The 13,349-nt window shown below is 72.2% G+C and carries 9 protein-coding genes; 6 read left to right on the plus strand and 3 right to left on the minus strand.

The features are described from left to right. Window positions 1-271 precede the first annotated feature (271 nt). The 5 genes from ACFZDA_RS13600 (at window position 272) to ACFZDA_RS13620 (ending at window position 9,821) form a co-directional block, all read left to right on the plus strand. Window positions 272-1,897 (plus strand): ATP-binding cassette domain-containing protein, encoded by a 1,626-nt coding sequence (locus ACFZDA_RS13600; protein ID WP_391079544.1) that lies wholly within the window; start codon window positions 272-274, stop codon window positions 1,895-1,897. A 10-nt stretch (window positions 1,898-1,907) separates the two neighbouring features. Continuing rightward, window positions 1,908-4,199 (plus strand): ATP-binding cassette domain-containing protein, encoded by a 2,292-nt coding sequence (locus ACFZDA_RS13605; protein WP_391079546.1) that lies wholly within the window; start codon window positions 1,908-1,910, stop codon window positions 4,197-4,199. Between the two features lie 156 nt (window positions 4,200-4,355). Further along, a complete protein-coding gene (locus tag ACFZDA_RS13610) occupies window positions 4,356-6,740 on the plus strand; it encodes an Orn/Lys/Arg decarboxylase N-terminal domain-containing protein (RefSeq protein WP_391079549.1) in 2,385 nt (794 codons plus the stop codon). A 1,127-nt stretch (window positions 6,741-7,867) separates the two neighbouring features. After that, window positions 7,868-8,644: a dimethylargininase gene (gene ddaH / locus ACFZDA_RS13615; RefSeq protein ID WP_391079551.1), complete on the plus strand. Its 777-nt coding sequence runs from the start codon at window positions 7,868-7,870 to the stop codon at window positions 8,642-8,644. A gap of 190 nt (window positions 8,645-8,834) precedes the next feature. Then, window positions 8,835-9,821: an acyl-ACP desaturase gene (locus ACFZDA_RS13620; RefSeq protein ID WP_391079554.1), complete on the plus strand. Its 987-nt coding sequence runs from the start codon at window positions 8,835-8,837 to the stop codon at window positions 9,819-9,821. Between the two features lie 129 nt (window positions 9,822-9,950). Here the strand turns inward: ACFZDA_RS13620 and ACFZDA_RS13625 are convergent, their stop codons facing one another. Next, window positions 9,951-10,196, minus strand: coding sequence for a WhiB family transcriptional regulator (locus ACFZDA_RS13625; RefSeq protein ID WP_391079557.1), 246 nt, complete (start codon window positions 10,194-10,196; stop codon window positions 9,951-9,953). Window positions 10,197-10,428: 232 nt separating this feature from the next. On the opposite strand from ACFZDA_RS13625, the gene ACFZDA_RS13630 reads away from it, so the two are divergent. Beyond that, window positions 10,429-11,211, plus strand: coding sequence for a VOC family protein (locus ACFZDA_RS13630; RefSeq protein ID WP_391079560.1), 783 nt, complete (start codon window positions 10,429-10,431; stop codon window positions 11,209-11,211). Window positions 11,212-11,226: 15 nt separating this feature from the next. Here the strand turns inward: ACFZDA_RS13630 and ACFZDA_RS13635 are convergent, their stop codons facing one another. Continuing rightward, entirely contained in the window at window positions 11,227-12,264 is a 1,038-nt protein-coding gene (locus tag ACFZDA_RS13635; protein WP_391079563.1) for a substrate-binding domain-containing protein, read from the minus strand. 83 nt (window positions 12,265-12,347) lie between these two features. Beyond that, a complete protein-coding gene (locus tag ACFZDA_RS13640; protein ID WP_391079566.1) occupies window positions 12,348-13,337 on the minus strand; it encodes a multicopper oxidase domain-containing protein in 990 nt (329 codons plus the stop codon). Window positions 13,338-13,349 lie beyond the last annotated feature (12 nt).

Consider the following 13,349-nt stretch of genomic DNA (forward strand, 5'->3'; position numbering starts at 1 on the left):
GGTCTCACGTTAATTCGTTGACAGGTCCGACGCCCCCTCGTACGTTGTTCAGCGTCCTGTTGCCGCCGATTGGAGAAGGACGTTGCTCGTCTGAGGTCCTGAGACACCGCGTCACCCACCCCTGGTGTGTGCGCTGCGTGCGACCTCGGCGTTCGAGCCGTCCTCCGGTGCAGGGCTTTTTCTCTGCCCCCTGGAGCCCTCCTCCCTGGTCGCAGGTGTCTCGATACGCGTTTGCCCCTGACCGCATCAAGCAACCGCGAAAGAGGCCCGCATGCCTACTTCCATCACCGTCACGTCCCTCGCCTTCGCCTGGCCCGACGGCACCCCCGTCTTCGAGGGCCTCGACGTGGCCTTCGGGCCGGGCCGGACCGGCCTGGTCGGCGTCAACGGATCGGGGAAGTCCACCCTGTTGAAACTGATCGCCGGTGAACTCGCCCCGGCCGACGGCACCGTCCGCGTGGCCGGCGAGGTCGGGTACCTCCCGCAGAACGTCACGCTCGACACCACCCTGCGCGTCGACGAGGCGCTCGGCATCGCCGGCAAACGGGCCGCCCTGCACGCCATCGAGGCGGGCGACGTCTCCGAGGCGCACTTCGAGACCGTCGGCGACGACTGGGACGTGGAGGAACGCGCCCTGGCCACCCTCGGCGAACTCGGCCTCGGCCGCATCGAGCTGGACCGCACGATCGGCGAGGTGTCGGGCGGCGAGTCGGTGCTGCTGCGGCTGGCCTCGCTCCTGCTGCGCCGGCCCGACGTGCTGCTGCTGGACGAGCCGACCAACAACCTCGACCTGTACGCCCGCCGGCGGCTGTACGCGGCCGTCGAGTCCTGGCCGGGCGTGATGGTCGTCGTCAGCCACGACCGGGAACTGCTGGACCTCGTCGACCAGATCGCCGATCTGCGCTCCGGCGAGGTCACCTGGTACGGCGGCAACTACTCCGCCTACGAGGAGGCCCTCGCGATCGAACAGGAGGCCGCCGAGCGCATGGTGCGCGTCGCCGAGTCCGACTTCCGCAAGCAGAAACGCGAACTGGCCGACGCCCAGATGAAGCTGGCCCGCCGCAAGCGGTACGGGCAGAAGATGTGGGACCAGAAGCGCGAGCCGAAGATCGTCATGGGGGCGCGCAAGCGCGCGGCGCAGGAGTCCGCGGGCAAGCACCGGATCATGCACGAGGAGAAGCTCGCCGAGGCCAGGGAGCGGCTGGACGAGGCGGTGGACGCCGTACGGGACGACGACGAGATCCGTGTCGACCTGCCGTACACGGCCGTGCCGCCGGGCCGTAACGTCCTGACCCTGCTGGATCTGCGACTCCGGTACGGCGCCCGTGTGGACGGCGGTCTCGACCTGCGCGGACCCGAGCGGGTCGCGCTGATCGGGCGCAACGGCACGGGCAAGACGACGCTGCTGCGCACGATCAGCGGGGAGCTCGCCCCGGAGTCGGGCGAGGTGACGGCACATGTCCCGCTGCGGTTCCTGCCCCAGCGGCTCGACGTCCTCGACGGGGAGCTGACCGTCGCCGAGAACGTGGCCCGGTTCGCGCCGGGCGCCACCAACAACCGGGTCCGGGCGCGGCTGGCCCGCTTCCTGTTCCGGGGCGCGCGGGCCGACCAGAAGGCGGCGACGCTGTCCGGCGGCGAGCGCTTCCGGGCGGCGCTGGCCGCGCTGATGCTGGCCGAGCCCGCGCCGCAGCTGCTCATGCTGGACGAGCCGACCAACAACCTCGACATGGCGAGCGTGCGGCAGCTGACCACGGCCCTGGAGTCGTACGAGGGGGCGCTGATCGTGGCCAGTCACGACCTGCCGTTCCTGGAGTCGATCGGCATCACGCGCTGGCTGCTGCTGGAGGACGGGGAACTGAAGGAAATCACGCCAGAAGCTGTCGGGTTTCCCGCCTAGCGTCGGCGGCATGACCGACTTCACGCACGACGTCATCACCCTGACCGGAGCCCGCGAGAACAACCTCAAGGACGTCACCCTCCGCATCCCGAAAGGCCGGCTGACCGTGTTCACCGGCGTTTCGGGGTCGGGGAAGTCGTCCGTCGTCTTCGACACGATCGCGGTGGAGTCGCAGCGCCAGCTGAACGAGACGTACCCGTGGTTCGTCCGCAACCGGCTGCCCAAGTACGAGCGGCCGCACGCGGACGCGCTGGAGGACCTCTCCCCCGCGATCGTCGTCGACCAGCGGCCGGTCGGCGGCCACTCCCGGTCGACCGTCGGCACCATGACGGACATCTACTCGGTGATCCGGGTGATGTTCTCCCGGCACGGCACCCCGAGCGCCGGGCCGGCGACCGCGTACTCGTTCAACGACCCGTCGGGCATGTGCCCCGAGTGCGACGGCCTCGGCCGCACGGTACGGCCCGACTGGGACCGCATCCTGGACCCGGAGCGTTCCCTCGCGGACGGGGCGGTCCGCTTCCCGCCGTTCGCCGCGGGCACCTGGCAGGGCCAGGCGTACACGAACAGCCCCGATCTGGACCCGGACAAGCCGGTGGGGCGGTTCACCGCCGCCGAGCGCGCGTTCCTGATGCGCGGACGGCCGGGCAGCAAGGTCGCCGTCAACGGCAGCGGCGGCACCTGGACCACCGACTACGAGGGGCTGGCCGACCGTTTCGAGCGTCTGTACCTGAAGCGGGACCTGTCGGCCATGAGCCAGAAGACCCGCGACCTGGTCCGGGAGTTCCTGGTGGAGGGCACCTGCCCGGTGTGTCACGGAGCGCGGCTCAACGCGGCGGCGCTCGCCACCCGGATCGGCGGCCGGACCATCGCCGACTGCGCACGGATGCAGATCACGGATCTGATCGCCGCGCTGAAGGAGATCGACGATCCGGTGGCCGGGCCGATCGCGGGGGCGGCGGTGGCCGCGCTGGAGCGCGTCGAGGCGATCGGCCTCGGCTATCTCAGCCTCGACCGGGAGACGTCGACCCTCAGCGGCGGGGAGGGGCAGCGGCTGAAGACGGTGCGGCACCTCGGCTCCAGCCTGACCGGGATGACGTACATCTTCGACGAGCCGAGTGTCGGGCTGCACCCGCGCGACGTGGGCCGCCTGGGCGAGCTGCTGCTGCGGCTGCGCGACAAGGGCAACACCGTGCTGGTCGTCGAACACGACCCGGACGTCATCGCGCTGGCCGACCACGTCGTCGACATGGGGCCGGGCGCCGGCGCCGAGGGGGGCCGCGTGGTCTTCGAGGGCACACCGGCCGAACTGGCCGTCTCCGACACCCTCACCGGGCGCTGTCTGCGCCGCCGTACGACGGTCAGGGAACAGGTGCGGCAGGCCGACGGGGAGCTGTGGGTCAAGGGCGCCGGCCGTCACAACCTGCGCGACGTGACCGTACGGTTCCCGGCCGGTGTGCTCACGGCCGTGACCGGGGTGGCGGGGTCGGGGAAGAGCACCCTGGCCGGGGAGTTCACCGCCGCGCACCCTGACGCCGTGGTCGTGGACCAGTCGTCGATCGGGATCTCGGGCCGGTCCACTCCGGCGACCTACCTGGGGATCATGGACACCGTACGGAAGATCTTCGCCCGCGAGACGGGGGCCGAGGCGGGCCTGTTCAGCTTCAACTCCGGCGGCGCCTGCGGCACCTGCGAGGGCCGGGGCATCATCTACACGGACCTCGCCTTCATGGACCCGGTGACGACGACCTGCCACGACTGCGAGGGGCGGCGCTTCAAGGAGGAGGTGCTGGGGCTGACCGTGCGGGGCAGGTCCATCGCCGACGTCCTGGAGATGACGGCCGAACAGGCCCTCGCCTTCTTCGACGACGCGGGCGCAGGGCGCAGGCTGCGCGCCCTGCGGGACGTCGGACTGACGTATCTGACGCTCGGCCAGCCCCTGTCCACGCTCTCCGGCGGTGAGCGGCAGCGCATCAAGCTGGCCACGCGGCTGCACCGGACGGGGGCGGTCTACGTCCTCGACGAGCCGACGACCGGGCTGCACATGGCGGACGTGGAGGGACTCGTCGCCCTGCTGGACCGGCTGGTCGACACGGGCAACACGGTCGTCGTCGTGGAGCACAACCTGGACGTGGTCGCCCGGGCCGACTGGGTGATCGACCTCGGCCCGGACGGCGGCCGGGACGGCGGCGAGGTCGTCTTCGAGGGGACGCCGCGACAGCTCCTTCGGGCGCGAGGTTCGTTCACCGGGGAGCACCTGCGGCGGGCCGTCGCGGCAGCGGCCGTCACCGGGCCGATGTGAGCGACGGGATGCCGGGGGTGCGGGCGTCGACACGTCAAGGTGCGGCCCGCGGACGTGGACCGATGGGGTGGTTTGGCGCTCTGTCGGCCGATCACGCGTGCGGGCCCGCGAACACTGGGACGCGGGGGTGGCGCGGGGCCGCCCGGAGGGGGCGGCATGACCGACAGCACGGTTCTGGTGGCGGTGGCGGAGCGTCCCAAGGACGGGGGCGCGGCCGCCGGGCAGCTGGCGAGGATCGCCGAGGCGATCCGGGGGCGCGGCTTACAGGTCCGGTGGGTGGTGACCGTCGCGGACGCCGAGGCGGTGCTCAGAACCGAGGCCTCGCTCGCCGCCGCCGTGGTCGCCTGGGATCTGCCGCCCGGGCCGGGGGCCGACGGTGAACCGGGCGGGGCGGCGGTGCTGCGCCGGATCGGGCGCCGCTTCCAGGACCTGCCGGTGTTCCTCGTTATGGCGGACGAGGGGCTGCGCGATCTGCCGCTGTGGGTGTCGCAGTCGGTGGTGGGCTACGTGTGGCCGCTGGAGGACACGCCGGCGTTCATCGCGGGGCGGATCAGCACCGCCGCGCGCGGCTACCAGGAGGCCCTGCTGCCGCCGTTCTTCAAGGCGCTGCGCCGCTTCGACGACGCGCACGAGTACTCGTGGCACACCCCCGCGCACTCGGGCGGCGTCGCCTTCCTGAAGTCGCCCGTGGGCCGGGCGTTCCACGACTACTTCGGTGAGCGGCTGCTGCGCAGCGACCTGTCGATCTCCGTCGGGGAGCTCGGCTCGCTGTTCGAGCACACCGGGCCGATCGGGGAGTCCGAGCGCAACGCCGCGCGGGTCTTCGGCTCGGAGCACACATACTTCGTGCTGCACGGCGACTCCACCTGCAACCGGGTGGTCGGCCACTTCGGCGTGACCCGCGACGAGATCGCCCTGGTGGACCGCAACTGCCACAAGTCGGTCCTGCACGGCCTGGTCGTCTCCGGCGCCCGGCCGGTGTACCTGGTCCCCACCCGCAACGGCTACGGCCTTGCGGGACCGCTGCCGCCGGCCGAGATCGCGGCGGACTCGGTGGCGGCGCGGATCGCCGCGAGCCCGCTGACGGGGGACGCCGTGTCATCGCGGGCACAGTACGCCGTGTTCACCAACTCCACGTACGACGGGCTGTGTTACGACGCGGTGGCGGCGGCCCGGGCCTTGGCCGCCGGCACGCCCCGGCTGCACTTCGACGAGGCGTGGTTCGCCTACGCCCGCTTCCACCCGCTGTACGCCGGGCGTTACGGCATGTCGGTGGACGAGGAGAGCTTCCCCGGGCCCGACCGGCCGACGGTCTTCGCGACGCAGTCCACGCACAAGCTGCTGGCGGCGCTGTCGCAGAGCGCCATGGTCCACGTCAGGCCCGCGCCCCGGGCGCCGGTGGAGCACGAGCGGTTCAACGAGGCGCTGATGATGCACGGCACCACGTCGCCGCTGTACCCGATGATCGCCTCGCTGGACGTGGCCACGGCGATGATGGACGGTCCGCAGGGGCGGTGGCTGGTCGACGAGGCGGTGACCGAGGCGGTGCGGTTCCGCCAGGAGATGGTGCGCATCGGGCGGCGGATCGAGGCCGCAGGGGACCGGCCGCCCTGGTTCTTCGGCGTGTGGCAGCCGGCCGAGGTGGCCGACCCGGCCGGCGGGAAGCCCCTGCCCTTCGACGAGGCTCCGGCGGAACTGCTGCGGACGGAGCCCTCCTGCTGGCACCTCGAACCCGGAGCGGACTGGCACGGCTTCCCGGGGCTGACGGACGGTTACTGCATGCTCGACCCGATCAAGGTCACCCTGACCTGCCCGGGGATCAGCGCCACGGGTGAGGTGTCCGACTGGGGCGTTCCCGCGCGGGTGCTCACCGCGTATCTGGGGACGCGGGGCATCGTCGTGGAGAAGACCGACAGCTACACCGCGCTCGTGCTGTTCTCCATGGGCATCACCAAGGGCAAGTGGGGCACGCTGCTGGACGCCCTGATGGACTTCAAGGACCTCTACGACGGTGACGCGCCGCTCGACCGCGTCCTGCCGGCGCTGGTCGCCGAGCACCCGCGGCGCTACTGCGGGCTGACGCTGCGCGGCCTGTGCCAGGAGATGCACGACCAGCTGCGCGAGCTGCGCCTGGTCGAACTCCTCGACACCGCCTTCCGGGAGCTGCCGGAGCCGGTCGTCCCGCCCCAGCTGTGCTACCAGCGCCTGATCCGCGGCGGCACGCAGCGGATCCGCCTGGCCGACGCGCCCGGCAGGATCGCCGCGGCCATGGTCACGGTCACGCCGCCCGGCATCCCCGTCCTCATGCCGGGCGAAAGCGTCGGCACCGCGGACGCCCCGCTCCTGCGGTATCTGACCGCCCTGGAGTCCTTCGACCGCCGCTTCCCCGGCTTCGGCAGCGAGACCCACGGAGTGGTCCGCGACCCCGACACCGGCGACTACCGGATCGAATGCCTCCGCCCCGACACACCCGACCACGCAGACACCACAACGACACCGGCCCAGCGAAGCGCCCCGGAGGGGGCCGAGCCGGTGGGGTGAGCTCGAGGCAGGGGTGAGTTGACGCGTTTATGCCCGGGCTTCCGGGCCGGGGGTCCGGGCCCGGGGGCCGGGGGTCCGGGCCCGGGGGCCGAGGGCTGGGAATCCGGCCGTGGGCCTGGGTCCGAAACTGTCGGCGTGCGGAGACTCCCACCGAGCGGCATCAGCGGAGCGGTCGGGCGCAGGCCCGAACCGGGCGCGGATCCGAGCCGGATGCGGAGGGCAGCGGCGGCTCGGAGGCCGGGCCGATGGCCGGGCCCCCGGGCTCCCGGCCCGGGGGGAGGGCTCCCGGCCCGGAGACTCCCACCGGGCCAAACCTGGAGCAGGAGCGGAGCGGCCGGGCGCAGGCCCGGGTCGGGCACAGGCCTCAACGGGGCGCGGGTCCGAGCCAGATGCGGAGGGCAGCGGCGGCTCGGAGGCCAGGGCCGAGGGCCCGGCCGTGGGCCGAGGGCCGAGAGCCCGGCCTGTCGACGTGCGGAGACTCCCACCGGGCCGCACGCGGCACCGGGCCCGGGTCAGGCGCAGACCCCAGCCGGGCGCAGACCCGGGTCGGGCACAGGCCCGGGTCAAGCGCAGACCCCAGCCGGGCGCAGACCCCAGCCGGGCGCAGGCCCGGGTCGGGCGCAGGCCCGGGTCAGGCACAGGCCCCAGCCGGGCACAGGCCCCAGCCGGGCGCAGGCCCGAGCCCGAGGCGGAGGGCGGGGGCAAGCCGGGACTGAGATCGGCGGTCGTCCGGTTGCCTCGCTGAGGCGTCGAGCGGTGGTCGACCCCCCTCCACGGCCTCAGATCGACGCTCGCCCGGACGCCCCGCTCAGGCTCAGGAGGAAAGCCGGCCCGGCCCACGGCCACCCGGCCAGACGGCCGATGCCCCACTCAGGCTCGAGAGGGGAGGCCCGGCCCGCTGCCGCCGGGGCCCCTGATCCGCTGCGGCGCCACGGCAGGAGCCGGCCGCCGGGTCCGGAGGCGGGCACCCACCCCTGCTGCCTGCCAAGGTGCCGGGCCTCCCCCGGGGGTGTCCTCTTCCGGGCTCGCCCTGCATGATGGTCGGCCGACGCCCGATGGTTCCGGCCGGTCCCGGAGGCTCCGTCGGCGCCGGCCAGACACGTCCCATCCGATACGGAGTCACGCTCGTGCCCAGCAAGAAGGCCCTCGTCCGCCGCCCCAGCCCGCGTCTTGCCGAGGGGCTGGTGACGCACATCGAGCGGGAGAGGGTCGACGCCGACCTGGCGGTCGAGCAGTGGGAGGCGTACGTGACGGCCCTGCGCGCGCACGGCTGGGAGACCGTCGAGGTGGATCCGGCCGACGACTGCCCGGACTCGGTGTTCGTCGAGGACACGGTCGTGATGTACAAGAACGTGGCACTGATCGCCCGCCCGGGCGCCGAGTCCCGGCGTGACGAGACCGCCGGGGTCGAGGAGGCCGTGGCCGGTCTGGGCTGCTCGGTGAACTGGATCTGGGAGCCGGGCACGCTGGAGGGCGGTGACGTACTGAAGATCGGCGACACCGTGTACGTGGGCCGGGGCGGGCGCACCAACGCCGCCGGCGTCCAGCAGCTGCGGGCCGCGTTCGAACCGCTGGGCGCGCGGGTCGTCGCCGTACCGGTCACCAAGGTGCTGCACCTGAAGTCGGCGGTCACGGCGCTGCCGGACGGGACGGTCATCGGGCACATCCCGAAGATGGACGCGCCGTCGCTGTTCGCGCGCTTCCTGCCGGTGCCGGAGGAGGCCGGTTCGCACGTCGTGCTGCTTGGCGGTGACAAACTACTGATGGCGGCCAGCGCGCCGAAGACCGCGGAGCTGTTCGCGGACCTGGGGTACGAACCGGTCATCGTGGACATCAGCGAGTTCGAGAAGCTCGAGGGATGTGTGACGTGTCTCTCGGTGCGACTGCGGGGGCTGTACGCCTGAGGAGGCGACACACCCCCGGCCCAGCCTCTCGACCTGCGACTCCGGGGCGATGGGCGCGAGGTCGGGCGACACCGCTGATCAGCGGCCTTTACAGCGCCCTTAACCTACGGCATCGTAACCTACGGGAACGTAGCCTACGATGCCGTAGGTTACCGATTACCGCTCGTACGCATGTCCCCCTGGAGAGTCCATGACGATCACCACTCCCCACCTCGGCAGCCCCGCCGGCGCCTGGACCGACGCTCAGCTGCTGTACGCACTGGAGGAAGTGGTCGAGAAGGAACTCAACCGGCATCTGCAGGTCGCCAAGGACTGGATGCCGCACGAGTACGTGCCCTGGAGCGACGCGCGCAACTTCCCCGGCCTCTTCGAGGACGGCGAGGCCTGGGACAAGGAGCAGTCGAAGGTCACCGAGATCGGCCGCATCGCGCTCATCGTGAACCTGCTGACCGAGGACAACCTGCCCAGCTACCACCACGAGATCGCCTCGCTCTTCGGCCGCGACGGCGCCTGGGGCACCTGGGTGCACCGCTGGACGGCCGAGGAGGGCCGGCACGGCATCGTGATGCGGGACTACCTGCTCGCCTCGCGCGCGGTGGACCCGGACAAGCTGGAGCAGTTCCGCATGTCCCACATGAGTGAGGGCTTCGAGTCGGACAACAGGCACTCGATGCTGCACTCGATCGCCTACGTCGCCTTCCAGGAACTGGCCACCCGCATCTCGCACCGCAACACCGGCCACCAGTCCGGCGACCCGGTCTGCGACCGCATGCTGGCCCGCATCGCGACCGACGAGAACCTGCACATGGTCTTCTACCGCAACCTCCTCAAGTCGGCGTTCGAGCTCGCCCCCGACCTGACCATGCAGGCCGTGCGGGACGTGGTCGTGAACTTCCGGATGCCCGGCCACGGCATCCCCGGCTTCGAGCGCGCCGCCGCGCAGATGGCGATCGGCGAGGTCTACAACCTGCGCATCCACCACGACGACGTGCTCCAGCCCGTGCTGCGCTTCCTGAAGATCATGGAGATCGACGGGCTGGGCCCCGAGGGCCGCAAGGCGCAGGAGGAACTCGGCCTGTACATGGGCGGCCTGGACAGCGAGGCGGCGAAGTTCGACGAGAAGCTGGCCGCGCGCAAGGCCCGCATGGCGGCCCGGGCCGGCGCCACCGGCGCCTGACGGCCGGCCCGGCCCACCCGGACCCACGACTGCGAGGCCCCGACCGCCACGAGCGGCCGGGGTCTCGGCGTTGCGTACCCCCGAAAGCAGGCGTCCTGGCCCGTCTCCCCGGCGGGGACGCGCACGCGGCTAGCGCGACGAACGCCGCAGCTCCAGCCGCTCCTTCTCCGACAGACCGCCCCAGACACCGAACCGTTCGTCGTTGTCCATCGCGTACTCCAGGCAGGCGTCACGGATCGGGCACAGGCCGCAGATCCGCTTCGCCTCCCGTACCGAACTGCCGGGCTCGGGGAAGAAGAAGTCCGCCCCGGTCTGCGCGCACAACGCTTCCCGCTGCCAGGCGAGTTCGGGCGAGATCATGGTGTCGATGTGCATGCCCAGCAGCGTTCCCGAGGGCGAAAAACGTTCGATCAACGCGGGATCAACACCGCCTGGGCGGGCCTGAGGACACCTCGATGGTGGCCCGCCGGACCCGCCGACGCACGGCGGCGCGCGGCAGCGCGCGGAAACCCGGCGTCACGCCCCGGCGGCGCTCCGGCGGCGCGTGTCGGTGGCCGGTGCGAGACTCGGCAGAGCGGACGACGGAACCTGTGCGAGGAGACCGACGATGCTCACCACCCGTTATGTGACCGGCGCTCCGAACTGGATCGATCTCGGCACCCCCGACATCGACGGCGCCGCCGCCTTCTACGGCGGCCTGTTCGGCTGGCGGTTCCAGCCGGGCGGGCCCGAGGTCGGCGGGTACGGCCTCTTCCAGCTCGACGGCAGGACGACGGCCGGTGGCATGCGGACCACCCCGGAACAGGGCCCGTCCTCCTGGACCGTGTACTTCCAGGCCGCGGACGCGGACGCCACGGCGCGGGCGGCCGGCGAGGCGCGCGGTTCGGTGGTCATGCAGCCCATGGACGTGCAGGACCTGGGCCGCATGGCGATCCTCGCCGACCAGGCCGGGGTGTCCTTCGGCCTGTGGCAGCCGGGCCGCAACAGGGGCCTGGACGTCGTCCGGGAGCCCGGCTCGCTGTGCTGGCTGGAGCTGTACACGGCGGACGTCCCGGCCGCTGCCGCCTTCTACCACTCCGTGCTCGGCCTGGAGACCGTCGGCGTGGACTTCGCCGGCGGCACCTACACCACCCTCACCCCGCCCGGGCAGAGCGAGGACGCCATGTTCGGCGGCCTCGTCCCGCTGGCCGACGCGGGCGAGGAGGAGGCCCACTGGCTGCCGTACTTCGAGGTCACCGACCCGGACGGCACGGTCGCCCGGGCCCGGGACCTGGGCGGCACGGTCCGCATGCCCGCCACGGACCTGCCGGACGTGGGCCGACTCGCCAAGCTCACGGACCCGTACGGGGCGCGTTTCGCGGTGGTCCGCAGCGAGCCGCAGGCGGCCTGAGGCACCCGACCGGGACTACGCGGACGCCCGCCGTACCAGCGTCGTCGGCAGGACGACACCGGAGGGCGTGTCGCCGACGCCGTCCCGGGGGGTGCCGCGGTCGAGTCCCCGCAGCAGCAGGCGGGCCATCAGGCGGCCCATCTCCTCGATGTCCTGTCGGACCGTCGTCAGGGGCGGATCGGTCTGTTCCGCGACGGGCAGCATGTCGTCGAAGCCGATCACGGCGACGTCGTCGGGGACGCGGCGGCCCGCCTCGCGCAGGACGCGCAGCGCCCCGGATGCGGTGAGGTCGTTGGCGGCGAAGACGGCGTCCAGGTCCGGGCAGCGGGCGAGGAGCTCGCGCATCGCCCGCTCGCCCCCGGCGGGGGTGAAGTCGGCCTCGGCGATCAGCCGCGGGTCGGCGTCCGCCATGACGTCCCGGTAGCCGTCGAGCCGGTCCACGGCGGACGTCTGGTCGAGGGCCCCGGTGATGTGCGCGATCCGGCTGCGGCCGAGGCCGGCCAGGTGGCGGACGGCGTCGCGGGCGCCGCCGCGGTTGTCGCTGTCGACGTACACCACACCGCGCCGGTCTCCGCTCCAGCCGGGCCGCCCGCCGAAGACGGTCGGGACGCCGGCCCGCTGGATCAGTTCCGGCAGCGGGTCGTCGAGGTGCAGGGAGAAGACGAGCGCCCCGTCGACATGCCCGCCGGCGAGGTACCGGCCGACCCGGGCGTGGTCGTCCCGGCCCTCCGTGAGCAGCAGGACGAGCTGGTTGTCGTGGGCCGTGAGTTCCTTGCTGATGCCGCGCAGTTGGAGTGCGAAGAACGGGTCGGCGAACACGCGGGTCTCCGGTTCGGCGACGACGACCGCAATCGCGTCGTGCCGCCGGGTCACCAGGGAGCGGGCCGCCTGGTTGGGCACGTACCCGAGCTCCTCGACCGCCTTGCGGACCCGCTCGACGAGGATGTCCCTGACCCCGTCCCCGCCGTTGACCACGCGGGAGACGGTGGCCCGCGAGACACCGGCCCGGGCGGCCACGGCCTCCAGGGTGGGACGCGGCGCTGTGTCGGTCACTTCGGGGCTCCTCACCTGCGGCTGCGGATCAGGATAGCCCCGGTCGCACAGGTGGTGAGAGCGCTCTCGCACCCGTGCGAGCGTCAGTGTTCGTGCTCCCCCTGCGGGTCGTGCCCGGAGTGATCACCCCCGTGCTCGTGCGGGTCGTAGCCGGGAATCGTCCCGTCCGGCTTCTTCACCAGGAACAGTCCCACCATCCCCATGTCGGAGTGGCTCTGCACATGGCAGTGGTACATCCAGGCGCCGGCTCCGACCCCCTCCCCCGCGATCACCTGGAAACCGAACGAGTCGGCCGGGCCCGTGATCTTGTTGTCGATGACCTGGCTGGGGTCGTCGGGGCCGGTCAGCATGCCGGTGCGGTTGTCCGCCCAGCGATGACCGTGCATGTGGAACGTGTGGTAGAACTCGCCGTGCGTGATCACGATGAACTCGACGCGATCACCCACCGTGGCCTCGAAGTCGGGCCCGGAGTGCGGCGGCCTGTTGTTGATGAGCATGTCGTTGAAGACGACCGTGTGCGTGCGGTCCGGCAGGACATCGCCCTTGCGGCGGACGATGACCGGGCCGAACAGGCCCTTCTGGAGCCCCTGTGTGCCGTGGTCGGTGCCGACGACGTGGTCGTGGTAGTGCCAGTACCCCGCGCTGCCCGCCCGCCAGGTGCCGTCCTTGCGGCGGCCGGGGGCGTGGGTGCGCCAGGTGTAGGTGCGGGTGCCGCCGGGCTCGACGTGACTCCGGTTCAGTTTCGTGCCGTCGCTGGTGATCTCGTAGTCCAGGCCGTGGACGTGCAGGCTCACCGCCACGTCCAGGGTGTTCTCGAACTCGATGTGCAGCGTGTCGCCCTCGTTGAGCTCGATGAGCGGGCCGGGGACGGTCGCCTTGCCCTTCTCCAGGCCGTAGCCCAGCTGTCCGTCGGCGAGTTTCTCGGCGTACAGCTTGATGCGCTTCACCTCGCCCCCGGCCGGTGCCGTCCTGGCCGGTCCGTCCGCGCTGACGGCCTCCGGCGCCACGGACAACGAGGTCGCGACGGCCGCGCTCCCCAGCAGGACCCGCCGGTTGAAGCTGCGTCTGTCCATGCGGAACTCCCC

The sequence above is a fragment of the Streptomyces sp. NPDC007991 genome, from assembly GCF_042958445.1.
Lineage (GTDB): Bacteria > Actinomycetota > Actinomycetes > Streptomycetales > Streptomycetaceae > Streptomyces.

What these genes read in the sequence shown, in the direction of transcription:
- ACFZDA_RS13600 (WP_391079544.1), top strand. Translation starts at nt 272, where the DNA reads ATGCCTACTTCCATCACCGTCACGTCCCTCGCCTTCGCCTGGCCCGAC.
- ACFZDA_RS13605 (WP_391079546.1), top strand. Translation starts at nt 1,908, where the DNA reads ATGACCGACTTCACGCACGACGTCATCACCCTGACCGGAGCCCGCGAG.
- ACFZDA_RS13610 (WP_391079549.1), top strand. Translation starts at nt 4,356, where the DNA reads ATGACCGACAGCACGGTTCTGGTGGCGGTGGCGGAGCGTCCCAAGGAC.
- ACFZDA_RS13620 (WP_391079554.1), top strand. Translation starts at nt 8,835, where the DNA reads ATGACGATCACCACTCCCCACCTCGGCAGCCCCGCCGGCGCCTGGACC.
- ACFZDA_RS13625 (WP_391079557.1), bottom strand. Translation starts at nt 10,196, where the DNA reads ATGCACATCGACACCATGATCTCGCCCGAACTCGCCTGGCAGCGGGAA.
- ACFZDA_RS13630 (WP_391079560.1), top strand. Translation starts at nt 10,429, where the DNA reads ATGCTCACCACCCGTTATGTGACCGGCGCTCCGAACTGGATCGATCTC.
- ACFZDA_RS13640 (WP_391079566.1), bottom strand. Translation starts at nt 13,337, where the DNA reads ATGGACAGACGCAGCTTCAACCGGCGGGTCCTGCTGGGGAGCGCGGCC.